Source organism: Mycobacterium sp. NGS16, assembly GCF_059813225.1.
In genome coordinates this window covers 16,520-40,323 of sequence record NZ_JCALEE010000001.1, presented here as the reverse complement: position 1 = coordinate 40,323, position 23,804 = coordinate 16,520, and the positions used below count along the sequence as shown (strand labels likewise).

General features: G+C 69.3%; 24 protein-coding genes. 7 read left to right on the top strand and 17 right to left on the bottom strand.

The genetic code is table 11. From position 1 onward, the window contains the following. Positions 1–12 precede the first annotated feature (12 nt). On the top strand, positions 13–909 hold the full coding sequence (locus AC5Y4Q_RS00190; protein WP_065019338.1) for an HhH-GPD family protein: 897 nt from the start codon (positions 13–15) through the stop codon (positions 907–909). Here AC5Y4Q_RS00190 and AC5Y4Q_RS00185 read toward each other — a convergent pair. Continuing rightward, positions 876–1,637 carry an alpha/beta fold hydrolase gene (locus AC5Y4Q_RS00185; RefSeq protein WP_065019325.1) on the bottom strand — a complete coding sequence of 254 codons (762 nt, stop codon included), beginning with the start codon at positions 1,635–1,637 and terminating at the stop codon, positions 876–878. The genes AC5Y4Q_RS00190 and AC5Y4Q_RS00185 overlap by 34 nt on opposite strands. A 24-nt stretch (positions 1,638–1,661) precedes the next feature. Here AC5Y4Q_RS00185 and AC5Y4Q_RS00180 point away from each other — a divergent pair, with 24 nt between their 5' ends. Together AC5Y4Q_RS00180 and AC5Y4Q_RS00175 are read left to right on the top strand one after the other, a co-directional pair. Next, positions 1,662–1,979, top strand: a complete 318-nt coding sequence (locus AC5Y4Q_RS00180) for an antibiotic biosynthesis monooxygenase family protein (protein WP_064923727.1) — start codon at positions 1,662–1,664, stop codon at positions 1,977–1,979. Between the two features lie 4 nt (positions 1,980–1,983). Then, the gene (locus AC5Y4Q_RS00175; protein ID WP_185746605.1) at positions 1,984–3,324 is read left to right on the top strand and encodes a serine hydrolase; all 1,341 of its coding nucleotides are present in this window, start codon (positions 1,984–1,986) and stop codon (positions 3,322–3,324) included. A 67-nt stretch (positions 3,325–3,391) separates the two neighbouring features. Here the strand turns inward: AC5Y4Q_RS00175 and clpC1 are convergent, their stop codons facing one another. The 14 genes from clpC1 to ftsH form a co-directional block, all read right to left on the bottom strand. Beyond that, positions 3,392–5,914 (bottom strand): ATP-dependent protease ATP-binding subunit ClpC, encoded by a 2,523-nt coding sequence (clpC1, locus tag AC5Y4Q_RS00170; protein ID WP_064923725.1) that lies wholly within the window; start codon positions 5,912–5,914, stop codon positions 3,392–3,394. A 266-nt stretch (positions 5,915–6,180) separates the two neighbouring features. Then, positions 6,181–6,516 (bottom strand): histone-like nucleoid-structuring protein Lsr2, encoded by a 336-nt coding sequence (gene lsr2 / locus AC5Y4Q_RS00165; protein WP_064923724.1) that lies wholly within the window; start codon positions 6,514–6,516, stop codon positions 6,181–6,183. Positions 6,517–6,631: 115 nt separating this feature from the next. Next, positions 6,632–8,158: a lysine--tRNA ligase gene (lysS, locus tag AC5Y4Q_RS00160; protein WP_125224908.1), complete on the bottom strand. Its 1,527-nt coding sequence runs from the start codon at positions 8,156–8,158 to the stop codon at positions 6,632–6,634. A 30-nt stretch (positions 8,159–8,188) separates the two neighbouring features. Beyond that, positions 8,189–8,998, bottom strand: coding sequence for a type III pantothenate kinase (locus AC5Y4Q_RS00155; protein ID WP_064923722.1), 810 nt, complete (start codon positions 8,996–8,998; stop codon positions 8,189–8,191). Positions 8,999–9,000: 2 nt separating this feature from the next. Then, positions 9,001–9,417, bottom strand: a complete 417-nt coding sequence (panD, locus tag AC5Y4Q_RS00150; protein ID WP_064923721.1) for an aspartate 1-decarboxylase — start codon at positions 9,415–9,417, stop codon at positions 9,001–9,003. Further along, the gene (panC, locus tag AC5Y4Q_RS00145; RefSeq protein WP_499957459.1) at positions 9,417–10,367 is read right to left on the bottom strand and encodes a pantoate--beta-alanine ligase; all 951 of its coding nucleotides are present in this window, start codon (positions 10,365–10,367) and stop codon (positions 9,417–9,419) included. Before panC ends, panD begins: the two co-directional genes overlap by 1 nt. Further along, entirely contained in the window at positions 10,364–11,266 is a 903-nt protein-coding gene (locus AC5Y4Q_RS00140; protein WP_499957457.1) for a Rossmann-like and DUF2520 domain-containing protein, read from the bottom strand. The genes panC and AC5Y4Q_RS00140 overlap by 4 nt, the downstream gene beginning before the upstream one ends. A gap of 123 nt (positions 11,267–11,389) precedes the next feature. Further along, a complete protein-coding gene (locus tag AC5Y4Q_RS00135) occupies positions 11,390–12,802 on the bottom strand; it encodes a DUF6779 domain-containing protein (RefSeq protein ID WP_499957455.1) in 1,413 nt (470 codons plus the stop codon). A 102-nt stretch (positions 12,803–12,904) separates the two neighbouring features. Further along, on the bottom strand, positions 12,905–13,390 hold the full coding sequence (locus AC5Y4Q_RS00130; RefSeq protein WP_064923717.1) for a DUF3180 domain-containing protein: 486 nt from the start codon (positions 13,388–13,390) through the stop codon (positions 12,905–12,907). Then, positions 13,390–13,917 carry a 2-amino-4-hydroxy-6-hydroxymethyldihydropteridine diphosphokinase gene (gene folK / locus AC5Y4Q_RS00125; protein ID WP_499957453.1) on the bottom strand — a complete coding sequence of 176 codons (528 nt, stop codon included), beginning with the start codon at positions 13,915–13,917 and terminating at the stop codon, positions 13,390–13,392. Before folK ends, AC5Y4Q_RS00130 begins: the two co-directional genes overlap by 1 nt. 48 nt (positions 13,918–13,965) lie before the next feature. After that, a complete protein-coding gene (gene folB, locus AC5Y4Q_RS00120) occupies positions 13,966–14,355 on the bottom strand; it encodes a dihydroneopterin aldolase (protein ID WP_499957451.1) in 390 nt (129 codons plus the stop codon). Next, positions 14,348–15,196 carry a dihydropteroate synthase gene (gene folP / locus AC5Y4Q_RS00115; RefSeq protein WP_064923715.1) on the bottom strand — a complete coding sequence of 283 codons (849 nt, stop codon included), beginning with the start codon at positions 15,194–15,196 and terminating at the stop codon, positions 14,348–14,350. Before folP ends, folB begins: the two co-directional genes overlap by 8 nt. Further along, positions 15,193–15,771 (bottom strand): GTP cyclohydrolase I FolE, encoded by a 579-nt coding sequence (gene folE, locus AC5Y4Q_RS00110; RefSeq protein ID WP_064923714.1) that lies wholly within the window; start codon positions 15,769–15,771, stop codon positions 15,193–15,195. The genes folP and folE overlap by 4 nt, the downstream gene beginning before the upstream one ends. Positions 15,772–15,787: 16 nt before the next feature. Beyond that, positions 15,788–18,142: an ATP-dependent zinc metalloprotease FtsH gene (ftsH, locus tag AC5Y4Q_RS00105; RefSeq protein WP_064923713.1), complete on the bottom strand. Its 2,355-nt coding sequence runs from the start codon at positions 18,140–18,142 to the stop codon at positions 15,788–15,790. Between the two features lie 111 nt (positions 18,143–18,253). Here ftsH and AC5Y4Q_RS00100 point away from each other — a divergent pair, with 111 nt between their 5' ends. The 3 genes from AC5Y4Q_RS00100 to AC5Y4Q_RS00090 are packed head-to-tail and all read left to right on the top strand — an operon-like array spanning position 18,254 to position 21,446. Continuing rightward, on the top strand, positions 18,254–19,246 hold the full coding sequence (locus AC5Y4Q_RS00100) for an alpha/beta fold hydrolase (RefSeq protein WP_499958267.1): 993 nt from the start codon (positions 18,254–18,256) through the stop codon (positions 19,244–19,246). Further along, entirely contained in the window at positions 19,243–20,430 is a 1,188-nt protein-coding gene (locus AC5Y4Q_RS00095; protein ID WP_064923712.1) for an LLM class flavin-dependent oxidoreductase, read from the top strand. Before AC5Y4Q_RS00100 ends, AC5Y4Q_RS00095 begins: the two co-directional genes overlap by 4 nt. After that, positions 20,430–21,446, top strand: a complete 1,017-nt coding sequence (locus AC5Y4Q_RS00090; protein WP_065019031.1) for a zinc-binding dehydrogenase — start codon at positions 20,430–20,432, stop codon at positions 21,444–21,446. The genes AC5Y4Q_RS00095 and AC5Y4Q_RS00090 overlap by 1 nt, the downstream gene beginning before the upstream one ends. A 25-nt stretch (positions 21,447–21,471) precedes the next feature. Here the strand turns inward: AC5Y4Q_RS00090 and AC5Y4Q_RS00085 are convergent, their stop codons facing one another. Continuing rightward, on the bottom strand, positions 21,472–22,320 hold the full coding sequence (locus tag AC5Y4Q_RS00085) for an SCO6745 family protein (protein WP_065019039.1): 849 nt from the start codon (positions 22,318–22,320) through the stop codon (positions 21,472–21,474). Between the two features lie 64 nt (positions 22,321–22,384). Here AC5Y4Q_RS00085 and AC5Y4Q_RS00080 point away from each other — a divergent pair, with 64 nt between their 5' ends. Then, a complete protein-coding gene (locus tag AC5Y4Q_RS00080; protein WP_064923709.1) occupies positions 22,385–23,131 on the top strand; it encodes an SIMPL domain-containing protein in 747 nt (248 codons plus the stop codon). A gap of 33 nt (positions 23,132–23,164) precedes the next feature. On the opposite strand, the gene hpt is transcribed toward AC5Y4Q_RS00080, so the two are convergent. After that, a complete protein-coding gene (gene hpt / locus AC5Y4Q_RS00075; protein ID WP_064923708.1) occupies positions 23,165–23,797 on the bottom strand; it encodes a hypoxanthine phosphoribosyltransferase in 633 nt (210 codons plus the stop codon). Positions 23,798–23,804 lie beyond the last annotated feature (7 nt).

Sequence of the window (23,804 nt, the reverse complement as noted above, 5' to 3'; positions counted from 1 at the left end):
CACGGCCGGCCGATGAGCATCGACGCGGGCAACCTACTCGGCTGGTTCGACGTCGCCGAACGCGACCTGCCGTGGCGGGCCGACGGTGTGACGCCGTGGCAGATCCTGGTCAGCGAGTTCATGCTGCAGCAGACCCCGGTGGCGCGGGTGCTGCCGATCTGGTCGGACTGGGTGGTGCGCTGGCCGACACCGTCGGCAACGGCGGCCGCGACCCCCGCCGAGGTGCTGCGGGCCTGGGGAAAGCTCGGCTATCCGCGCCGGGCCAAACGACTCCATGAATGCGCGACGGTGATCGCCCGTGACTTCGCCGACGTGGTCCCCGACGACGTCGAGGTCTTGGAACAACTGCCGGGGATCGGCAGCTATACCGCGCGGGCGGTGGCCTGTTTCGCTTACCGCAAACCGGTTCCGGTCGTCGACACCAATGTGCGCCGGGTGGTGGCCCGCGCCGTTCAGGGACGCGCCGACGCCGGGACGCCGTCGGCGAAACGCGACCATGCCGACGTCGCCGCCCTGCTGCCCGATGCCGCGCGGGCCGCCCGATTCTCGGCCGCCTTGATGGAATTGGGCGCCACGGTGTGCACGGCGCGGGCACCACGCTGCGCCGCCTGCCCCTTGCGTTCCTGCGCGTGGCGAGACCGTGGATTCCCGCCCGGCAGCGCCGCCAAACGGCCCGCCCAACGCTATGCCGGCACCGACCGCCAGGTGCGCGGACGCCTGTTGGATGTGTTGCGGGACAACGCGTTTCCGGTCACGAGAGCAGAACTGGACGTGGCCTGGCCGATCGATGAAGTTCAGCGAGAACGCGCCCTGGCCTCGCTGCTGGACGACGGGCTGGTCGAACGGCTCGCCGACGACCGCTTCGCGCTGCCCGGTCAGGACAGAAACGACTCGACGGCCTCGCGGTAGACCTGCGGCGCCTCGTCGTGCACCAAATGACCGGCGTCGGGGACGCGCAGGTAAGTGCTGGCCGAAGCGATGCGGTGCATTTCGCGCATCTGCCCGGGCGGCGTCACCGAGTTGCCGGCTTCGATGAGCAGCGACGGCGCCTGCACGGCGCGCCACTGCTCCCAATAGTCGCGGGTGCCCCACTCCGCGGCGATCTGCACCCAGCGCGCGGGTTGACCGTGCAGCCGCCAGCCGGTCTCGGTGCGGTCGAAGGCCTCCAGGAAGTACCGCCCGGCGATCTCGCCGAATTCGGCCACCACCTGCTCTGCCCGGGTGAACTCGACCGGCAGGGCATGCACCCACGGTTCCCAGGCTCCGGTGGTCCGGCCACGGAAGTCCGGCGCCATGTCCTCGACCACCAGCGCGGAGACCAGCTCCGGATGGCGGGCCGCCAGGCACCACGAATGCAGCGCGCCCATCGAGTGGCCCACCAGGCGCACCGGGCCTGGTAGCTGCTGCACCGCGACCGCCAGATCGGCCACGAAGCTTTCCGTGGCGATCGGATGCGGGTCGACCACGTCACGGCCACGATGCCACGGTGCGTCATAGGTGTAGACCGCCCCGAGCCGGGTCAGCCACACCCACTGCCGCGGCCAGGTGCTGCCGCGGCCCATAAGCCCGTGTACCAGCACCAGCGGCGCCCCGTGCCCACCGCGATAGGTCAGCAACTCACTCGACGCGGTATCCACCCGGGGCACGGTAGCCTAGGCCGCATGGCAGTGGTGAAGATCAACGCAATCGAGGTGCCCCCGGGCGCCGGTCCGGAACTGGAGAAGCGGTTCGCCAACCGTGCACACACGGTGGACTCTTCGCCGGGTTTCCTGGGCTTCCAGCTGCTGCGCCCGGTCAAGGGCGACGACCGCTACTTCGTGGTCACCAAGTGGGAGTCCGACGAGGCGTTCCAGGCCTGGGCGACCGGACGCAGCGCCGAGGCGCACGCCCAGAGCAGCAAAAACCCCGTCGCCACCGGTGCCAGCCTGTTGGAATTCGAGGTCGTGCTGGACGTTGCCGGAACCGCCGCACAGGCCTAGCCCCGTGCGGCGTCACCTGGCGGCATGGACAGCCACGGTAGGCCTGGCAGCCATCGCCGCGTCAGCCGCCGGCTGCGCCCCCTCCCCCGCAGCGCCGTCGGACCCGGACGCCGGCGGGGTGGCGATCTCCACCAAGACCCCGCCTGGTCTGCGCGCCAAGCAGACCATGGACATGCTGAACTCCGATTGGCCGATCGGCCCGGTCGGGGTGGCCACCCTGGCAGCGCCGGACAAGGTCGACCAGGTCGTCACGACCATGGAATCGCTCTGGTGGGACCGGCCGTTCCGGCTCGACGGCGTCGATATCCGCGCGGGCGCGGCCACTCTGCACCTGACGACCTCCTACGGTGCCCGCCAGGACATCCGGATCCGCACCGACGACAACGGGATGGTGGACCTGTTCAAAGCCACCACCGAGACGCCACCCATTCATTCCTGGCAGGACATCGACGCGGTGTTGAGCCGGACCGGCGCCCGCTACTCCTATCAGGCCTCACGCATCGAGGGCGGGGTGTGCAAACCGGTGGCCGGCACCAACGCCAGCCAGTCGCTGCCGCTGGCGTCGATCTTCAAGCTGTACGTGCTGCTGGCGGTGGCCAACGAGGTGAAGGCCGGCACGGTGTCCTGGGACGACCCGCTGACCATCACTGGCCGGGCCAAGGTGGTCGGGTCGTCCGGGCTGGAGGAGCTACCCGAGGGCGCCCACGTATCGGTGCGCAAGGCGGCCGAGAAGATGATCGCCACCAGCGACAACATGGCGACCGATCTGCTGATCGGGCACGTCGGCACTCGTGCCGTCGAACGGGCGCTGGTCGCGGCCGGGCACCACGATCCGGCCAGCATGACACCGTTCCCCACCATGTACGAACTGTTCTCGGTGGGCTGGGGCAAACCGGACCTGCGTGAGCAGTGGCAGCACGGTTCAGCCCAGGAGCGGGCAAAGCTGTTGCAACAGGCCAACTCCCGGCCGTATGAGCCGGATCCGGTGCGCGCGCACATCCCGGCATCGGCCTATGGCGCCGAGTGGTACGGCAGCGCCGAGGACATCTGCCGGGTGCACGTCGCGCTGCAAGCCGGTGCGGTGGGCAAGGCCGCACCGGTCAAGGAGATCCTGTCCGCAGTCCGCGGCATCGACCTGAGCCACGCCGACTGGCCCTACATCGGCGCCAAAGCCGGCGGGCTGCCCGGCGATCTGACCTTCAGCTGGTACGCCGTCGACGCGACCGGCCAGCCCTGGGTGGTCAGCTTCCAGCTCAACTGGCCGCGTGACCACGGCAAGAGCGTCGGCAGCTGGATGCTGCAGATCGCCAAGCAGGCTTTCGGCCTGCTGCCGGTGGGGCGCTAGGGCCTGAAACGGAATCTGGCGACGCGACCCGCCAGGTCAGCGTCGCCAGATTCCGACTCGCCGAGGATTAATCGCCGGCCGGCGCACCCGCCTGAGCGAGGTCCGCCTCGACCGGCTTCTGGCTGCCGGCGAAGGTGAAGACCGCATTCTCGTGCGCGCCCTCGCCGTCCCAGTTCTCCACGTCGACGGTGACCAGCTGGCCGGGGCCGACCTCTTCGAACAGGATCTTCTCGGAGAGCTGGTCCTCGATCTCGCGCTGGATGGTGCGCCGCAGCGGACGCGCGCCCAGCACCGGGTCGAAACCGCGCTTGGCCAGCAAAGCCTTGGCCTTGTCGGTCAGCGCGATGTCCATGTCCTTGGCCCGCAGCTGCTTGGCCACCCGCCCGATCAGCAGATCGACCATCTCGATGATCTCTTCCTTGGACAGCTGGTGGAAGACGATGATGTCGTCGATGCGGTTGAGGAACTCCGGACGGAAGTGCTTCTTGAGCTCGTCGTTGACCTTGAGCTTCATCCGCTCGTAGTTGTTCTCCCCGCCGCCCTGGGTGAAGCCCAGCCCGACCGCCTTGGAGATGTCGGAGGTGCCCAGGTTGGAGGTGAAGATCAGCACGCAGTTCTTGAAGTCCACCGTGCGGCCTTGGCCGTCGGTGAGGCGGCCGTCCTCCAGCACCTGCAACAGGCTGTTGTAGATCTCCTGGTGCGCCTTCTCGATCTCGTCGAACAGCACCACCGAGAACGGCTTGCGCCGCACCTTCTCGGTCAGCTGGCCGCCCTCCTCGTAGCCGACGTAGCCGGGCGGAGCACCGAACAGCCTAGAGGCGGTGAACCGGTCGTGGAACTCGCCCATGTCGATCTGGATGAGCGCGTCGTCGTCGCCGAAGAGGAACTCCGCCAGTGCCTTGGACAGCTCGGTCTTACCGACCCCGGACGGCCCGGCGAAGATGAACGAACCGGACGGGCGCTTCGGGTCCTTCAGCCCGGCGCGGGTGCGGCGGATGGCCTTCGAGACCGCGTTGACCGCGTCGTTCTGGCCGATGATCCGCTTGTGCAGCTCGTCTTCCATCCGCAGCAGGCGGGTGGTCTCGGCCTCGGTCAGCTTGAACACCGGGATACCGGTCCAGTTGCCCAGCACCTCGGCGATCTGCTCGTCGTCGACTTCCGCGACCACATCCAGATCACCGGAACGCCACTGCTTTTCACGCTCGGCCCGCTGCGCCACCAGTTGCTTCTCCCGGTCCCGCAGGCTGGCGGCCTTCTCGAAGTCCTGCGCGTCGATCGCGGACTCCTTCTCGCGGCGTGCGTCGGCGATCTTCTCGTCGAACTCGCGCAGGTCCGGCGGTGCGGTCATCCGGCGGATCCGCATCCGGGCACCGGCCTCGTCGATCAAGTCGATCGCCTTGTCCGGCAGGAACCGGTCGTTGATGTAGCGGTCGGCCAAGGTGGCCGCCGCCACGATGGCCGAGTCGCTGATCGAAACCCGGTGGTGGGCTTCGTAGCGGTCCCGCAGGCCCTTGAGGATCTCGATGGTGTGCTCGACGGTGGGCTCACCGACCTGCACCGGCTGGAACCGGCGCTCCAGTGCGGCGTCCTTCTCGATGTACTTGCGGTACTCGTCGAGGGTGGTGGCGCCGATCGTCTGCAGCTCGCCGCGGGCCAGCTTGGGCTTGAGGATCGAGGCCGCGTCGATGGCGCCCTCGGCCGCGCCCGCCCCGACCAGGGTGTGCAGCTCGTCGATGAACAAGATGATGTCGCCGCGGGTGTTGATCTCCTTGAGGACCTTCTTCAGCCGCTCCTCGAAGTCACCGCGGTACCGGCTGCCGGCCACCAGCGAACCCAGGTCCAGGGTGTAGAGCTGCTTGTCCTTCAGCGTCTCGGGGACCTCGCCGGCCACGATCGCCTGCGCCAGCCCCTCCACGACCGCGGTCTTGCCGACGCCGGGCTCGCCGATCAGCACCGGGTTGTTCTTGGTGCGCCGGGACAGCACCTGCATGACCCGCTCGATTTCCTTCTCCCGGCCGATCACCGGGTCGAGCTTGCCCTCCATCGCCGCGGCAGTGAGGTTGCGGCCGAACTGGTCGAGCACCAACGAGGTCGACGGCGAGCCGGACTCCCCGCCGCGGCCGCCGGTGCCGGCCTCGGCGGTCTCCTTGCCCTGGTAGCCGCTGAGCAGCTGGATGACCTGCTGGCGCACCCGGGTCAGGTCGGCGCCCAACTTGACCAGCACCTGGGCCGCGACGCCCTCGCCCTCGCGGATCAGGCCGAGCAGGATGTGCTCGGTGCCGATGTAGTTGTGGCCGAGCTGCAGCGCCTCACGCAGGCTCAGCTCGAGCACCTTCTTGGCACGGGGGGTGAAGGGGATGTGCCCGGACGGCGCCTGCTGGCCCTGGCCGATGATCTCTTCGACCTGGCTGCGCACCCCCTCTAAGGAGATGCCCAGCGACTCCAGCGACTTGGCGGCCACGCCCTCGCCCTCGTGGATCAGGCCAAGCAGGATGTGCTCGGTCCCGATGTAGTTGTGGTTGAGCATCCGCGCCTCTTCCTGCGCGAGGACGACAACCCTGCGGGCCCGGTCGGTAAATCTTTCGAACATCGGCGGCTACCTGCTCTCCCTCACCATCGGTACATGGTCGGCCTCGGCTCGGCCTCGCGTACCTGCCGTCCACTGTAGTGGGCGGCCGAGCGCGCTGTGACCTGCCGGGCAATGCGTACCGAATCGACTACTTGCGGTGGCAGACCCCGAAAGGCCTGGCACCCGATGCAAGGGAGTAACGCCGTGACCGCCGAATGCGTTCCGATCGATCACCCGGTTCGCCAGGAGCGAAAAGCCGGGGTTGCTGCGGCGGTTCCAGCTTCGGCTCAGGTGGCAGCGTGGAATGCGTCGATGATATCGGCCGGGATGCGGCCGCGGGTCGACACGTTGTGGCCGTTGCGGCGAGCCCACTCGCGGATCGCGGCGCTCTGTTCCCGGTCGATCGTGCCGCGGCGGCCGCCGCCGGACCGTCCGCGCCGGCGCCCCCCGACCCGACGGCCCGCGTCGGCCCACTTCTTCAACTCAGCGCGCAGTTTCGCGGCATTCTTGCTCGAAAGGTCGATCTCATAGGTCACCCCGTCCAGCCCGAATTCGACTGTTTCGTCGGCGGCACCCTCACCATCGAAATCATCGATCAAGGTGACGGTCACTTTTTTCGCCATTGGTAGCCCCTCAGTTAGCTTTCCTGCGCGCAAACTGTGCGCAAGCCGTATTCGACCTCGCGGACCAATGTGCCATAAAAATAGGCGCGCTTCAACACAACAGGCAGGCGGGAGTTCAGTTGCCGTGACGCCGAACAATCGGGAACAAAACCGTGTCCCTAATTGACAGGCCCGTTAGGACCATCAGCAGGCGGTCGATACCCATTCCGGTGCCGGTGCACGGCGGCATCGCGTGTTCCATCGCCGCCAGGAAGTCTTCGTCAAGCGCCATCGCCTCGTCGTCGCCGGCCGCCGCGGCACGGGCTTGGGCCGCAAAGCGTTCGCGCTGCACCACCGGATCGACGAGCTCGGAGTAGCCGGTGGCCAGCTCGACGCCGCGCATGTACAGATCCCACTTCTCGGTGACTCCGTCGATACTGCGGTGTTGGCGGGTCAGCGGCGTCGTCTCCACCGGGAAATCCCGGACGAACGTGGGTGCGCTCAGGTCATTGCCCACCGCATGTTCCCACAACTCTTCAACCAGCTTCCCGTGCCCATAGCCACGGTCTCTGGGAATTTCAACTCCGCGATCGTCGGCGATGGCCCATAACCGATCGACCGAGGTTGCCGGTGTGATCTCCTCGCCGATCGCCTGCGACAGTGACGGATACATTTCTACCGTCGCCCATTCACCGTCAATGTCGTAGATGCTGCCGTCGGGCAACGGCAGTTGACGGGTCCCGATCACCTCGTCGGCGACCTCTTGAATAATCTCCCGGGTGGCCACCGCCGAGTCATCGTAGGTGCCATAGGCCTGGTAGGTCTCCAGCATCGAGAACTCCGGCGAATGGGTGGAATCGGCACCTTCGTTGCGGAACACCCGATTCAGTTCGAAGACCCGGTCGAACCCGCCGACGACGCAGCGTTTCAGGAACAGCTCGGGCGCGATCCGCAGGTAAAGGTCGGCGTCGAGCGCGTTGGAGTGGGTGACGAACGGCCGGGCGGCCGCTCCCCCGGCCAGGGTCTGCAACATCGGCGTCTCGACTTCGAGGAATCCGCGGCGCTCCAACGCGGAGCGGATGGCCCGAATCACGAGGATCCGCTGGCGGGCGACGGTGCGCGCCTCCGGGCGGACGATCAGGTCGACGTAACGCTGCCGAACCCGGGATTCCTCGCTCATCTCCTTGTGCGCGACGGGCAGGGGCCGCAACGATTTGGACGCCATCTGCCAGTCATCGGCCAGCACCGACAGTTCGCCGCGCCGCGAGCTGATCACCTCGCCGTGCACGAAAACGATGTCGCCGAGGTCGACGTCGGCTTTCCACGCCTCCAGCTCCTGCTCGCCGACGCTGGCCAGGCTGATCATCACCTGCAACTGGGTGCCGTCGCCCTCCTGCAGGGTGGCGAAGCACAGCTTGCCGGAGTTGCGGGCGAACACCACCCGGCCGGCGACGCCGACGACGTCGCCGGTGGCGGTATCGGCGGCTAGATCGGGGTAGCTGGTCCGGATCTCGGCGAGCGTGTGGGTGCGATCCACCGCGACCGGGTAAGGGTCGCGGCCTTGTGCCAGCAGCCGTGCCCGTTTGTCGCGGCGGATCCGAAACTGCTCGGGGAGGTCGGAATCCTCAGGTTGCGACTGCTGTGGGGTATCGGCGGAGCTCACGACGTGCCAGCTTAATCAACCGGCAGGAGCTCAGCGCGCGGGCCGCAGCCTGCCCCGTTGACTGTCCCGGTTGCGTTCGAAAACCAACCGCAACCCATCGAGGGTGAGGTTGGCGTCGTAGTGGTCGACCGTTTCCAGGTCGGCGAGCAACAGTGGAGCGGTGTGGCCGGTGGCTACCACGGTGGTGTCGGCTAACCCGGGTGCGTCGTCGCGAACCCGGCGAACCAGCCCGTCGACCAGCCCCGCGAACCCGAACACCGCACCGGCCTGCATGCATTCGACGGTGTTCTTGCCGATCACCGAGCGCGGGCGGGTGAGTTCCACCCGGCGCAGCCCCGCCGAGCGGGCCGCGGCGGCATCCGAGGAGATCTGGACGCCGGGTGCGATGGCGCCGCCCAGGAATTCTCCCTTGGCCGACACCACGTCGACGCAGATCGACGAACCGAAGTCGACGACGATGGCCGCCGAGTTGAATTTGTGGAAAGCGGCCAGGCAGTTGACGATCCGGTCGGCGCCGACTTCCTTGGGATTGTCGACCAACAGTGGGATCCCGGTGCGCACGCCCGGCTCGATCAACACCGACGGCACCGAGGGCCAGTACTGATCGAGCATCACTCGTACTTCGTGCAGCACCGACGGCACAGTGGACAGCGCGGCAGCGCCGGTGAGCTGTTCGCCGTCGTCGCCGATCAGGCCGTCCAGCGTCAGGGCCAGCTCGTCAGCGGTGATCTCCGCTTCGGTACGAATCCGCCACTGCTGCACGACGTTTCCGTGCTCACCCGACCCGGCGATCAGACCGATGACGGTGTGGGTGTTACGGACGTCGATCGCCAGCAGCACGGCTATCCCACGCTTCTGGGCGAGAGCAGGTCCGCTACGTCATCCGGCACGAACGCCGGGTCGGTGCCGAGGTCGACCTGCTTGTTGTCGGAGTCGACGAACACGATCCGGGGCTGGTAGCGGCGAGCCTCGGCGTCTTCCATCGTGCCGTAGGCGATCAGGATCACCAGGTCACCGGGGTGCACCAGATGTGCTGCGGCACCGTTGATTCCGATAACGCCGCTGCCCCGCTTCCCGGTGATGGCGTAGGTGACCAACCGATTGCCGTTGTCGATGTCGACGATCGTCACCTGCTCGCCCTCGATCAGGTCAGCGGCCTCCATCAGATCAGCGTCGATGGTCACCGATCCCACGTAGTGCAGGTCGGCGTGGGTGACCGTGGCACGGTGAATCTTCGACTTGAGCATCGTCCGAAACATCAATTCCTCCGGTTTTGTGCGGCGGTTGACACGTGATATCCATCCGAACCGACCGGCGCCACGGTGGCGTCGGTGGAAAGTCCGAGGGTGATGGCGGCATTGTCGATCAGCCGGGTGGCACCGACACGGGCGGCGATCAGCAGCCGCGCCGAGCCTTCGGCGGGCGCCGGCCCGAGGTCGACGCCGCGAACCTGCACGTAGTCGGCGTCGACCGCCGGTACCGCGGACAGCACCGCGCCGGCGGCTTGCAGCGCCGCGGCCGCCCCGGCCGACGCCGCGCGCTCGCCTGCGGCAAGGGCCGCCGACAGCGCGGTCGCAGCCTCGCGCTGCGCCGGGTCGAGGTAGCGATTGCGCGAGGACATCGCCAGACCGTCGGGTTCCCGCACCGTCGGCACCCCCACCACGGTGACGTCCAGGTTGAGGTCGGCAACCATCTGCCGCACCAGCACCAGCTGCTGATAATCCTTCTCGCCGAAGAACACCCGGTCGGGCCGCACGATGGACAGCAGTTTGGCCACCACAGTGAGCATCCCGGCGAAGTGCGTCGGGCGGGCGGCGCCTTCGAGCTCGGCTCCCAGCGGACCCGGGTGCACGGAGGTGCGCGGACCGTCGGGATACATCGCCGCGGCGGGCGGGGCGAAGGCCAGCTCGACGCCTTCGGCCCGCAGCAGGTCCAGGTCCGCATCGAGGGTGCGCGGATAGGCCTCGAGGTCCTCACCGGCACCGAACTGCAGCGGGTTGACGAAGATCGACACCACCACCACCGAGCCGGGCACTTTACGTGCGGCCCGCACCAGCGCCAGGTGGCCGTCGTGCAGGGCCCCCATGGTCGGCACCAGCATCACCCGGCGACCGGTCGACCGCAGGGCGCGGGTGACGCGGGCGATCTCCTCCGGCCGGGCGTACACGTTGAGCTCACCGGCGGTGAAGGCGGGGGTGTTCGGGTTCACCGGGCCAGCACCGTCAGCACGTCGGCGGCGGCGTCTGCGCGATGCGCCGTGCGCAGCGCGTTGGTGCGGTAGGCCTCGGCCAGATCGGGGTCCACGGCGGCCAGCGCCTGCAGGTGCCGGGCCACGGTGGCCGAGTCGCCCCGGGCCACCGGCCCGGTCAGCGCGGCCCGGCCGTCGCGCAAGGTGTTGGCCAGCGCGGCCCGCACCAATGGGCCCAGCACCCGTTCGGCGACGCCGTCGGGGTCCGGTACTTCGCTGGCGCCGAGGCGACCGGGCAGCGCCGCCCGCAACGCCGCCAGGGCGTCGTCGATCACGGTGACCACGTGGTTGCCGCCGTGACAGAGCGCGGCGTGGTAGAGCGTGCGGGCGGATTCGTCGACCCGGAACGGCTCGGCGCCGATCTCCAGCGTCAGCGCCTCGGCGATGGCGTAGCCGATCTCGTCGGCTGCGGTGATACCGAAGCAGCTGTTGGGCAGCCGGTCGATGTCCTCATCCCCGCCGGTGAAGGTCATCGCGGGGTGGATCGCCAGCGGCAAACAACCCTGCTCGGTCAGCGGCGCCAGCACACCGATCCCGGTGGCCCCGGACGTGTGCACCACGATCGTCCCGGCGCGCACCGCGCCCGTGGCGGCCAAGCCGGACACGATGCCGGCCAGTTCGGTATCGGGAACAGCCAACAGCAGCAATTCCGCATCGCCGGCGACATCGTGGGCGGGACGTACCAGGGTGTCGGGCAGTCGCCGCCGGGCGCGCTGCCGCGACTCTTCGGAGATGGCGCTGCACGCCACCACGACATGGTCGGCGCGCTCCAAGGCGACGCCCAAAGCGGTGCCGACCCGGCCGGCCGAGATGACGCCAACCTTGAGTCGGGCGGGCCGCAGTCCGTCGAACTGCACCATCGCAGACGACCTCACAAGTTCTCTTGGTTCGTTCCAGTCCCGCGCTGCGGGTACCGGACGGTCGCGGCAGAGTCTATCCCGCTCGGCCCCCGCCCGGCGAGTGACGTTCGTCGCAGGCGGTTGTTAGTCCTCGCGGCGGCGCCGCCGGCGGCCCTCGGTGGGGGCGGGCTGCAAACGGGCCAGCAACTCGGCCACCGATTGGCCCCCGGTGTTCGGGGCGCCCTCGGGTCCCGGCTCCGCGCCGGCGGAATGCCGTGCCGTACCGGCGGAAGCGCTCGCGGGCTCCGCCTGGGCCGGCTGAGTATGGCTGTCGACCGCGTCCGCCGCCGCATGCCGGGAGCGCGCCCGCCGGCGGCCCTCGCCGTCGGGGCGTGCCGTCTCGGCGCCGTTCACCGGGCCGTCGGTCGGCGACGCGGGGCCGGCGTGGCGGCCGTGCCGGGACGGCGCTTCGGCGCTGCGCTCGGGCGCGGTGGCTGCGTGCTCGCCGGCGTGCCTCGGCTCGGCGGCACCGTGCCGACCGGAGTCCGCGGGAGCGTCCGCGGACCAGTGACTGCCGGGGGGGCCCGGCGGTAGCCATTCCCCTTCGGCGCCAAGGGGTTTCCAGGGCGGGGTGGGGGCTGACGCGGACGGCGATGCGACTCTGGGTTGCGGTGGTGGTGGCGGCGGCGGTTCCGGGCGGGACTCGGGCTCCGTGCGGGGCTCGGGTGCCACGAACGGCTGCGGCGGCTGGTCCCAACGGGCCGCGGGTTGCGGGGTTTCGTCGGCGGCGCGGCGCGGGGCTTCGTCGGCGGCGCGGCGGTGCGAACCCCGGTACGGAGGCTCGGCCGGCGGCTTCGGCACCGGGGGTGGCGGCGCCTGAGGTGTCTGAGGTCTCGGTGGCTCCTGAGACTCCTGGGGCGCCTGCGGCATGGGGAATCCGCCGGTCGGGATCCGTACCTCCGGGACATCGATGATCGGGTTCTCGGCGGTCTGGCTGACCGAGTCCTCGGGGTAGAACGGCGCGGCGGCCGGCGTGACCCGGGTGACGGGCTCCCCGCCGGATCGGGCCCAGTCGCTGTAAGCGCGAACCGTGGTGCGCTCGGGCTCCAACGCCGGCCGGTGGCTCAGGTCGGCGTCGAAGAGGATCTCCAGGTTGGTGCGCAGCGCGGCCAGCTCGGCACGCAACGCGGCGACCTCGTCGGCGGCCTGGGCCCGCAGCTCCGATGCCAACTCGCGGCGCAGCTGCGACTCCACCGTCAGCTCGTACTCGCGCCGCGCGGAGATCTCCCGATCCAGTTGCAGGTCGTAGACAAGCTTCAGGTCCCGGGCCCGGGCCTGGTCGACGTCGCTTTGCCGCCGGTAGATCACCGAGACGAATGCCGCAGCGACCGCGGCCCACAGCGCCACGATGACCGCGAGCTTCAACAGCTCCACCCGGCTGGTGAACACCAGTGCCGAACTCGCTGCGATCGCAAGGATCAGCAACGCTGTCATCAACGTCCAGCCGGGCCTGCGCGCACCACGCCGACCTGGGGCGCGGGACAGGACCGAATTCATCTGCGCCGCTCCACCTCGTCGCTTTGTTCGTCGTTGCCGGCCCGCATTGCCCGACTGTACCTGTACGAGGTCACTTGGCGTGTCGCCCGGCTCCGGCGATTCTCACCCGTGTTGATCTGGACTCAACGGCCCGGACTGGCCGGGATCCTGCGGCGACTTGCAGCAGTTCTGCAACCACAGTGCGGCGACGAGCAAAGCCAGCGCGCTGGCCGCGGCAACCACGGCACCGCCGGTGTCCTCGGCGGCCACGGCTAGCGCGGCCCGGTGCGGCAGCAGGTAGCCCAGCACGCCCAACCAGAAGCCCAGCACCAGCGCGCCCATCCAGGCCGAGGCCTTGGCCACCACCACGGTGCGCGCCACCGCCAGCGGGTGCAGCCAGCCGGATCCGGTTCCGATCTGGCCGTCGTCGATCTTGCCGCGAACATAGCGGCCCCACGCCGCCTCGGCGATCGCCACGGCCAGCAGCGAAATCCCGGTCCACACGGTGATCGGCGGGAACCATCGGTACAACAGCTGCACCGCCAGGTAGCTGACGACGGCGGCGACCGCCGCTGCCGCGGTCACATCTCGTTTGCGGGTCGGACCCATCAGCGCTGCAGCACCAGATCGGTCCGGCGAAGCCCGTGGCGGTCGGCGGGGTCCAGTTCCGCCAGCAGCTCGGCCACTGCACATCGCCGGCCGGCGACGGTCAGCTGCGCCTCCGGTTCGACCTGCAGCCACGGAACCATCACGAAGGCGCGCAGGTGGGCCAGCGGATGCGGCAGGGTCAGCCCCTTGTCGCGGGAGAGCAGCTCGGTCGATTCGCCGGCCGCGATGTCGCGGCAGCTGATCACGTCGACGTCGAGGGTTCGCGGCCCCCAGCGCTCGCCGCGCACCCGATCTGCCGCCTGTTCGAGCTCCTGCGCCCGCCGCAGCCAACCGTGTTCGTCGATCTCCGGGTCCGCCACGATCAGTACCGCGTTGAGGAAGCGGCCCTGGTCGACCACGCCCCACGGCTCGGTCTCGTAGACCGGCGACACCGCACGCACCGCGGCGCCGAATCCGTCGACGGCCGATTGCAGCCGGGCCAGCCGATCACCCAGGTTGGACCCGATAGACAACACCGCTTCAGTCATGGTGCCGCTCTCCTCGTCGCTGGCGTCCGGCATCGTCGCCGGCGCGCGTCATGCCGGCACCACCGTGCCGCGCCGGTCGCGCCGCGAGCGCCGCGCCACCACCGCCACGTCGGCGAAGGTCAGTGGGATCGGGGCATGCGGCTTGTGCAGTGTCACCTCGACGGCCTGCACCCGCACGTCGCTCATGACCTCCTCGGCGATCTCGGCGGCCACGGTCTCGATGAGGTCGCGGGCCGGGCCGGCGACGATATCCGCGGCCCGCTGCGCCAGCACCCCGTAGTCGTAGGTGTCCGCCAGGGCATCGCTGGCGGCCGCGGCAGACAGGTCCATCCAGACCGTGATGTCGACGAGGAAATCCTGGCCGTCGGCGCGCTCATGAGAGAACACCCCGTGGTTGCCGCGAACCTTCAGACCGCGCAACTCGATTCGATCAGTCATCGCTCGTGCCTCCTTGGCCCCGGGCTGCAGTCCAGGCTTCGACGACCCTAAGCGCGTCGACAGAGCCCCGCACGTCGTGCACCCGCACACCCCAGGCCCCGTGCAGGCCGGCCAGCGCCGAGATCACCGCGGTGGCCGTCTCCCGCTCGTCGGGCGGCCGCGGCGTGCCATCCGCCCCGGACAGCAGCGTACCGAGAAAACGCTTGCGCGACGCCCCGACCAGGACCGGTATCCCGGTGTCGACCAGCTGCGGCAGCCCGTTCAGCAGGGCCCAATTGTGTTGCGCCGTTTTGGCGAAGCCCAGTCCCGGATCGATGATCAGCTTCCCCGGATCCACGCCGGCGGCGACGGCGGCATCCACAGAGGCGAGTAGATCGTGGCGGACCTCGGCGACGACGTCGCGGTAGTCCGGTACCCGATGCGGGTGTTCGGGATCGACCGGACGCCAGTGCATCAACACCCAGCGGGCACCCGAGGAGGCCAGCAGGGGCGCCATCGCCGGATCCGCCTGTCCGCCGGAGACGTCGTTGACGATCCCGGCACCGCAGTCCAGCGCGGCCCGCGCCACTTCCGCGTTCATCGTGTCGATACTGACTGTGATGCCCTGGGCAGCAATTCCTTTCACTACCGGAATGACCCGCTGCGCTTCGGCGCGGGGATCGGCACGCACTGCCCCGGGCCGGGTCGATTCGCCGCCGACATCGATGACCGCCGCCCCCTGGGCTGCCAGCGCCAAGCCGTGTTCGACGGCACGGTCGGCGTCCAGGTAGCGCCCGCCATCGGAGAACGAGTCGGCGGTGACGTTGACCACCCCGACGACCTGGGCGCGTGTCGGGATCACTTCCGCCGGATGAGTTCCAGAGCTTCGGCGCGTGACGCGCTGTCGGATTTGAACTGGCCACGCACCGCCGACGTGGTGGTGATCGCGCCGGGTTTGCGCACGCCCCGCATCGCCATGCACAGGTGTTCGGCCTCGACCACCACGATGACACCGCGCGGGTTGAGTTTGCGCATCAAGGCGTCAGCGACCTGACCGGTCAACCGCTCCTGCACCTGCGGCCGCTTGGCGTAGAGGTCGACCACTCGCGCCAGCTTGGACAGGCCGGTGATCCGGCCGTCGTCGCCGGGGATGTAGCCGACGTGCGCGACGCCGTGGAACGAGACCAGATGGTGCTCGCAGGTCGAGTACAGCGGGATCTCCTTGACCAGCACCAGTTCGTCGTGCTGCTCGTCGAAGGTGGTCTCCAGCACCGTGTCCGGATCGGTGTAGAGCCCGGCGAACATCTCCTGGTACGCCCGCGCCACCCGCGCCGGGGTGTCGAGCAGACCCGGACGGTCCGGATCTTCGCCCACGGCGTACAACAGCTCACGCACCGCAGCCTCGGCGCGCGCCTGATCGAAGACTGTCGAAGCCATCGACGATCCCACTTTCTCAATCGCCGGATGGCGGTTCGGACCGGTTCTTCTCGGCGCCGCGCTGGTGGCCGTCACCCTCGCCGGGCGGTGCCGGCGGTGGCGGCGGGTACCCCTGATAGGGCGGGTAGGGCTGGGCGGGCGGGTAGCCATGCTGCGGCCACTGCTGGGGCGGGTACCAGTAGCCGGCCTGCTGCGGCTGATTCGGTGCCGGCGGCCAACCGGGAGCGTGCCAGCCGGCCGGGGCGCCGTAGTCGGGCTGGGTGCCCGCCGGCACCTCGTCGCCGGTCGGTGAGCCGTTGCTGCCGTTGGCGGCACGACCGGCGGCCTCGGCGGATCTGGCGGCCTCCCGCGAGGCCTGTGCGATGGCGGCCTTGAACGCCGGCTCCGGCATCGGTTGCGGCCACGGTTCGCCGCGTTCGATGGCCAGCTCGCCGGGGGTCTTGATCGGCGGCTTGTCCGACGGGACCCGGCCGCCGAAGTCGTCGAACATGGTCAGCCGGGGCCGCTTGGCCACGTCGCCGAAGATCTTCTCCAGGTCGGCGCGGTGCAGCGTCTCCTTCTCCAGCAGCTCGCCGGCCAGGGTGTCGAGCACATCGCGGTATTCGGTGAGGATCTCCCAGGCCTCGGTGTGGGCCGCCTCGATGAGCTTGCGCACCTCGTCGTCGATGTCGCGGGCCACCTCGTGGGAGTAGTCCGGCGATGTGCCCATGGTGCGGCCCAGGAACGGGTCGCCGTGTTCGGTGCCGTAGCGCACCGCGCCGAGCTTGGCGCTCATGCCGTACTCGGTCACCATCGCCCGGGCCACCTGGGTGGCCTTCTCGATGTCGGAGACCGCGCCGGTGGTCGGCTCGTGGAACACCAGCTCCTCGGCGGCACGTCCGCCCATGGCGAACACCAGCTGCGCGATCATCTCTGAACGGGTGCGCAGCCCCTTGTCCTCCTCGGGCACCGCCACCGCGTGCCCGCCGGTGCGGCCGCGGGCCAGGATGGTGACCTTGTAGACCGGGTCGATGTCGGGCATCGCCCAGGCCGCCAAGGTGTGCCCGCCCTCGTGGTAGGCGGTGATCTTCTTCTCGTGTTCGCTGATGATCCGGCTCTTGCGGCGCGGACCACCGATCACCCGGTCGACGGCTTCTTCCAGGGCGGCGCCGGTGATGACGGTGCCGTTCTCCCGCGCGGTCAGCAGCGCGGCCTCGTTGATCACGTTGGCCAGGTCGGCCCCGGACATGCCGACGGTGCGCTTGGCCAGCCCGTCCAGATCGGCGTCGGGAGCGATCGGCTTGCCCTTGGAATGCACCCTTAAGACGGCGCGACGGCCGGCGATGTCGGGGTTGGTCACCGGGATCTGGCGGTCGAACCGGCCGGGGCGCAGCAGGGCCGGGTCCAGGATGTCGGGCCGGTTGGTGGCCGCGATCAAGATGACGCCGGCGCGCTCACCGAACCCGTCCATCTCGACCAGCAGTTGGTTGAGGGTCTGCTCACGCTCGTCGTGCCCGCCGCCCAGACCGGCGCCGCGCTGGCGGCCGACCGCGTCGATCTCGTCGACGAACACGATGCAGGGACTGTTCTGTTTGGCCTGCTCGAACAGGTCCCGCACCCGGGAGGCGCCCACCCCGACGAACATCTCCACGAAGTCCGAGCCGGAGATGGTGAAAAACGGCACGCCCGCCTCCCCGGCCACCGCCCGGGCCAGCAGCGTCTTGCCGGTGCCGGGCGGGCCGTAGAGCAGCACGCCCTTGGGGATCTTGGCGCCCAGTGCCTGATACCGGCCGGGGTTTTGCAGGAAGTCCTTGATCTCGTAGAGCTCCTCGACCGCCTCATCGACGCCCGCGACGTCGGCGAAGGTGGTCTTGGGCATGTCCTTGCCCAACTGCTTGGCCCGCGACTTGCCGAATCCGAAGCCCATCCGGGCGCCGCCCTGCATCCGGGAGAACATCACGAACAGCCCGATCAGCAACAGCATCGGCAGCAGGTAGATCAGCAGCGAGCCCAGCACGCTGCCCTGGTTGACGACGGTGTTGATCTCCGCCTTCTTGGCCGTCAGCGCGGTGTAGAGCGGGACCGCGTACCCGGTCGGGTACTTGGCGATCAGCTTGTCGACCTTCTCGGCCTTGCCCGGCTTGGCCGCCTTGGCGCCCTTGTCGGACACCTCGACGCTGGTCAGCGGGTTCTTCAGGACCAGCCGCAGCTGCTGCTCACGGTCGTCGATCTGGGCGCTCTTGACGTTGCCGCTGTGGATCTGGGCCACCGCGACCGAGGTGTCGACCGGTTTGTATCCGCGGGTGTCGTCACTGAAATAGAAGAACGACCAACCGAGCAGCAGCACCACTGCGATCGCGGTGATGGTGCGGATCACGTTTTTGCGATTCATCAGGCATCGGCCGAACTCGGCCCCAAATCCTTCCAGTACATGCAGCTGGGCATGTTCAGGCTACCGTCCCGCGTGTTAAGGCCGGGCAATCCCATCTCCGCGGGACGCCGGTTGTGCTTTGGTGAGATCGTGGTCGGTATAACCCAGCGCATTGTCGATACCAACGGCGTGACCCTGCGGGTCACCGAGGCCGGTGAGCGCGGCGCCCCGGTGGTGCTGCTGGCACACGGCTTTCCGGAACTGGCCTACTCCTGGCGACATCAGATCCCGGCGCTGGCCGACGCCGGCTTTCATGTGCTGGCCCCCGATCAGCGCGGCTACGGCGGCTCGACGCGCCCGAAGGAGGTCGAGGCCTACGACATGGCCGCATTGACCGGCGACCTGGTCGGCCTGCTCGACGACATCGGCGCCGACCGTGCGGTCTGGATCGGTCACGACTGGGGCGCCCCGGTGGCGTGGAGCGCCGCACAACTGCACCCCGATCGGGTGTCCGCTGTGGTGGGGCTCAGCGTCCCGCCGGTGCCGCGCCCCCAGATTCCGCCGACGGCCGCGTTCCGCAGCATCTTCGGTGAGAACTTCTTCTACATGCTCTATTTCCAGCAACCCGGGGTCGCCGATGCGGAACTGGACTCCGACCCGGCGCGCACCATGCGCCGGATGATCGGCGGCCTGCGCCCGGCCGACGCCGACGCGGGCGCGCGGATGGCGGCGCCCGGGCCGATGGGCTTCATCGAGCGGCTGCCCGAGCCGGCCGCCCTGCCGGACTGGATCAGCACCGACGAGCTGGACCACTACATCGCCGAGTTCACCCGGACCGGTTTCACGGGCGGGCTGAACTGGTACCGCAACCTCGACCGCAATTGGGAGATCATGGCGACTGCGCCCTCGGCCACCATCGACGTGCCGGCCCTGTTCATCGCCGGAACCGCCGACCCGGTGCTGGCTTTCACCCGCCGCGACCGGGCCACCGAACTGGTGACCGGTCCCTACCGGGAGGTGATGATCGACGGCGCCGGCCACTGGCTGCAGCAGGAACGGCCCTACGAGGTCAATGCGGCGCTGCTGGAGTTCCTGGCGGCCGTGCCGTCTGGACGGGTGTCATGACGACCGCGCCGCTGCGTTTCGGGGTCTTCATCACCCCGTTTCACGCGCTCGGTCAATCCCCTACGGTCGCGCTGGAATACGACCTAGAACGGGTGGTCGCCCTGGACCGGCTGGGTTTCGACGAAGCCTGGTTCGGCGAACACCACTCGGGTGGCTACGAGCTGATCGCCTGCCCCGAGGTGTTCATCGCCGCGGCCGCCGAACGCACCAAACACATCCGGCTCGGTACCGGCGTGGTCTCGCTGCCCTATCACCACCCGCTGATGGTGGCCGACCGCTGGGTGCTGCTGGACCACCTGACCCGCGGCCGGGTGATGTTCGGCGCCGGGCCGGGCGCCCTGCCCACCGACGCCCACATGATGGGTATCGACCCCGTCGAGCAGCGCCGGATGATGCAGGAGTCCCTGGAGGCGATCCTGGCGTTGTTCCGGGCCGAGCCCGGCGAATTGATCACCCGCCACTCGGACTGGTTCACCTTGCGTGACGCCGCCCTGCACATCCGGCCCTACACCTGGCCGTACCCGGAGGTCTCTACGGCGGCCATGGTTTCCCCGTCGGGCCCGCGGCTGGCCGGTGCGCTGGGCACCTCGCTGCTGTCGCTGTCGATGTCGATCCCGGGCGGCTTTGCCGCCATCGAAAGCGCCTGGGAGGTGGTGCGTGAGCAGGCCGCCAAGGCCGGCCGCGACGAACCCGACCGGGCGGACTGGCGGGTGCTGAGCATCATGCACGTCGCCGACACCCGCGATCAGGCCCTGGAGGACTGCACCTACGGCCTGCAGGATTTCGCGAACTACTTCGGCGCCGCGGGGTTCGTCCCACTGGCCAGCTCGGTCGAGGGCGAATCGCAGTCACCGCGGGAGTTCGTCGAGGCCTACGCTGCGGCCGGCAGCTGCTGCATCGGCACTCCCGACGACGCGATCGAACACATCACCGACCTGCTGGAGCGCTCCGGCGGTTTCGGCACCCTGCTGTTCCTCGGCCACGACTGGGCGTCTCCGGCGGCCACCTACCACAGCTACGAACTGTTGGCCCGCAAGGTGATTCCGCACTTCAAGGGGCAGCTCAGCGCGCCCCGGGCATCGCACGAATGGGCCAAGGGCATGCGCGACACGTTGTTCGGCCGAGCTGGCGAGGCGATCAAGAACGCCGTCGTGGAACATACGAGCGAAACCGGGCCGCGTTGATGCGGGCCGCGGTGCTGCGCGACGGGCGCATGGTCTACCGCGACGACGTTCCGGAGCCGACGCCCGGCCCGGGCCAGGTGCTGGTCGAGGTGACCGCGTGCGGGATCTGCGGTTCGGACCTGCACTTCGCCGCGCACGGCGATCAGGTGCTGGCCGCAACACAATCCATGTCGGGCAGCCCGTCGGCCAGCGCATCGGTCGACCTGGGCGCCGACATCTTCATGGGACACGAGTTCAGCGCGCGGGTGCTGGAGGCCGGGCCCGGTACCGACACCTTTGCCGCGGGGACGCCGGTGACGTCGATTCCGGTTCTGCTGGCCGCCAAAGGTATTGAGCCGATCGTGTACTCCAACACCACCATCGGCGGCTACGCCGAGAAGATGCTGCTTTCGGCTCCGCTGCTACTGGCGATCCCCAACGGTCTGGATCACCGCCACGCCGCGCTGACCGAACCCATGGCGGTGGGACTGCACGCGGTCAACAAGTCCGGCATCACCCCCGGCGAGACTGCGCTGGTGCTGGGTTGCGGCCCGATCGGGCTGGCGATCATCGCCGCGCTGCGCACCCGCGGCGTGGAAGACGTTGTGGCTGCCGATTATTCGCGGGCCCGTCGTGACCTCGCGACGGTGATGGGGGCGCACCGGTCACTGGACCCGGCGCAGGGCTCGCCGTTCGACACGGTCACACCGAAGGTGATCTTCGAAGCGGTCGGCGTGCCGGGCATCATCGACGACGTGCTGCGGCGCGCGCCGGTCGGCAGCCGGCTGGTCGTCGCCGGGGTCTGCATGGAACCCGATACCGTGCACCCGTTCTTCGGTATCACCAAGGAGATCAGCGTGCAGTTCGTGTTCGCCTACGAGCCGGCGGAATTCGCCGCGTCGCTGCAGGCCATCGCCGAGGGACGAATCGATGTGGCGCCGTTGATCACCGGCGAAGTCGGGCTCGACGGTGTCGGGGCGGCGTTCGACGATCTGGCTGACCCCGACCGGCACTGCAAGATCCTGGTCACACCTTAGGTCAATCACCGGCGGCAGCCCGCCGCTAGGGGAAGGCGCCGGCGTCGCGGAGCCGCTTCGACCACCCGCCGACCAGCTCGACCAATTCGCCCAGATCATCACCGAGGTTGGCGAGGATCGGGACGCAGACCGCGTCGGTGGCCGTCTCGACCGACTCGCGGCACGCCCGTCCGGCATCGGTGAGGACGCCGCCGCGGACCAGGCCCCGCTGCGCCAGCCGGTCCTCACCGGCACTGAGTTCGTCGTCGGCCCAGGCCCGGCTCCGGACGTAGCTGCGCGGCGGGAATCCTCGGTATAGCTCGGTGATCAGACCGATCTCGACACCGTCGAATCCTGCTGCCGTCCAAGCGTTCACGTGCGCGTCACCGCGGTATTCACGCAGTTGGTCGGCCAGCTGCCAGGCGTCGGTGAGCGGGTCGCCGACCAGCCCCTCGGCCACCAGCCCGGCGAACAGCGGCTTACCGGCCACCGAGAGCCCGTCGACCGCGCGGCGCAGCAGCGCTAGGGCGCGATCAAGACCGTCGGGGGCCGCACCGAGGACCCGGCGCAGCTGGGCCACCGAGCCCTCGGTGCGGGCCGCGCGGATGGTCGGCGCGTCGGTGAGCGTCCAGCCGTAGGCGACCGACGGCACCACCACCGCCGGGTTGAACACCGCGAATGCCGCGGCTACCACCTCGCCGGGCGCCTGCCCCAGCGCCGAGCCGCGGCTGCAGAAGTAGGCCGGCCCGTCCGGCCTCTCGACACCACGCGACGTTGCGCGACTGGGCGCAAAACCCAGCGCCGCGTAGCCGCGGTGACACTCCGGGGCGAAGTACACCTGCCCGGCGAAGGCTTCGATCGCGCTGGACAGTGCCCGGGCGGGCGCAACGGTCATCGCCTCAGTGTGCCGCATCGTACTTCCGCGCAGACCGGTAATCGTCTCCGCTAGGGTGCCACTCATGCCGACACGCAGCGCCCGGAAGGTCCTCCGCTGGTCGATGACGCTGGCCCTGGCCGGCCTGGCTGGCGTCGCGACGGCCGGCTGCGACGCGGCGCCGGGCGGCGTCGGCGCTGACCTGCCCCGGCAGGTGACCGTCGTCGGATCCGGTGAGGTGCAGGGTGTTCCGGACACGTTGACCACCGAAGCGGGCATCGAGTTCATCGCCGGCGACGTCACCAGCGCGATGAATCAGACCAGCGAGCGCCAGCAGGCGGTGATCGATGCACTGCTGGACGCCGGGGTGGACCGCAAGGACATCAGCACCACCGGCGTCAGCCTGCAGCCGCAGTACGGTGGCTCCGAGTCGGGTGGGTCGTCGAGCATCACCGGGTACCGGGCCGGCAACACGATCCGGGTCAAGGTCGAGCGGGACTCGGCCTCCCAGGTGCTGGCGGTGATCGTGCGGGCCGGCGGCGACGCCACCCGGATCAACGGGGTGAGCTACTCCATCGAGGACGATTCGCAGCTGGTGCGCGATGCCCGCGAGCGGGCCTTCAACGACGCCAAGGACCGCGCCGAGCAGTACGCGCACCTGTCAGGCCTGCACCTGGGCCGGGTGATCTCGATCTCGGAGGTGGCCGGCGGCACGCCGCCGCCGACGCCGGTGGGGATGCCGGCGCCCCGCGCGATGGCCGCCGCGCCCCCGATGGAGCCCGGCCAGCAGACCGTGGGCTTCTCGGTGACCGCGACCTGGGAGCTGCTCTAAGGCGACCGCGCGTCGGCGGACCCCAAGCCGGTTTCAGCTCTGATACACCCGCGGATCCAGGGTGCCGATGTAGGGCAGGTCGCGGTAGCGCTCGATGTAATCCAGGCCGTAGCCGACCACGAAGTCGTTCGGGATGTCGAAGCCCACGTAGGCGATGTCCACACCGGCGCGCGCCGCGTCGGGTTTGCGCAGCAGCGTGCAGACCCGCAGCGACCGGGGCCGCCGGGCGGCCAGATTGCGCAGCAACCACGACAAGGTCAGGCCGGAGTCGACGACGTCCTCGACGATCAGCACGTCACGGTTGCTGATGTCGCGGTCGAGGTCCTTGAGGATGCGCACCACCCCCGACGACGACGTGGACGACCCGTAGGAGCTGACCGCCATGAACTCGAACTGAGTGGGCAGCGGGATCGCCCGGGCCAGGTCGGTGACGAACAGCACCGCGCCCTTGAGCACGGTGATCAGCAGCAGGTCTGAGCTTTCGGCGCGGTCGCGACCCTCGGCGTAGTCGGCGGCGATCTGCGCACCGAGCTCGGCGGTGCGGGTCCGGATCTGCTGCTCGGTCAGCAGCACCGATTTGATGTCCCCCGCGTACGACTCGGGTGTCTCCCCCGGCGAGAACGCAGCCACCAGCACAGCGTGCCATGGGTGATGTTCGACAACCAACTCCCAC

Bases quoted from the DNA above. Each gene is read 5' to 3' on its own strand.
- AC5Y4Q_RS00190 (WP_065019338.1), top strand. From the start codon at position 13: ATGAGCATCGACGCGGGCAACCTACTCGGCTGGTTCGACGTCGCCGAA.
- AC5Y4Q_RS00180 (WP_064923727.1), top strand. From the start codon at position 1,662: ATGGCAGTGGTGAAGATCAACGCAATCGAGGTGCCCCCGGGCGCCGGT.
- clpC1 (WP_064923725.1), bottom strand. From the start codon at position 5,914: ATGTTCGAAAGATTTACCGACCGGGCCCGCAGGGTTGTCGTCCTCGCG.
- lsr2 (WP_064923724.1), bottom strand. From the start codon at position 6,516: ATGGCGAAAAAAGTGACCGTCACCTTGATCGATGATTTCGATGGTGAG.
- panD (WP_064923721.1), bottom strand. From the start codon at position 9,417: ATGTTTCGGACGATGCTCAAGTCGAAGATTCACCGTGCCACGGTCACC.
- AC5Y4Q_RS00140 (WP_499957457.1), bottom strand. From the start codon at position 11,266: ATGGTGCAGTTCGACGGACTGCGGCCCGCCCGACTCAAGGTTGGCGTC.
- AC5Y4Q_RS00135 (WP_499957455.1), bottom strand. From the start codon at position 12,802: ATGAATTCGGTCCTGTCCCGCGCCCCAGGTCGGCGTGGTGCGCGCAGG.
- AC5Y4Q_RS00130 (WP_064923717.1), bottom strand. From the start codon at position 13,390: ATGGGTCCGACCCGCAAACGAGATGTGACCGCGGCAGCGGCGGTCGCC.
- folK (WP_499957453.1), bottom strand. From the start codon at position 13,917: ATGACTGAAGCGGTGTTGTCTATCGGGTCCAACCTGGGTGATCGGCTG.
- folB (WP_499957451.1), bottom strand. From the start codon at position 14,355: ATGACTGATCGAATCGAGTTGCGCGGTCTGAAGGTTCGCGGCAACCAC.
- folE (WP_064923714.1), bottom strand. From the start codon at position 15,771: ATGGCTTCGACAGTCTTCGATCAGGCGCGCGCCGAGGCTGCGGTGCGT.
- ftsH (WP_064923713.1), bottom strand. From the start codon at position 18,142: ATGAATCGCAAAAACGTGATCCGCACCATCACCGCGATCGCAGTGGTG.
- AC5Y4Q_RS00095 (WP_064923712.1), top strand. From the start codon at position 19,243: ATGACGACCGCGCCGCTGCGTTTCGGGGTCTTCATCACCCCGTTTCAC.
- AC5Y4Q_RS00090 (WP_065019031.1), top strand. From the start codon at position 20,430: ATGCGGGCCGCGGTGCTGCGCGACGGGCGCATGGTCTACCGCGACGAC.
- AC5Y4Q_RS00085 (WP_065019039.1), bottom strand. From the start codon at position 22,320: ATGACCGTTGCGCCCGCCCGGGCACTGTCCAGCGCGATCGAAGCCTTC.
- AC5Y4Q_RS00080 (WP_064923709.1), top strand. From the start codon at position 22,385: ATGCCGACACGCAGCGCCCGGAAGGTCCTCCGCTGGTCGATGACGCTG.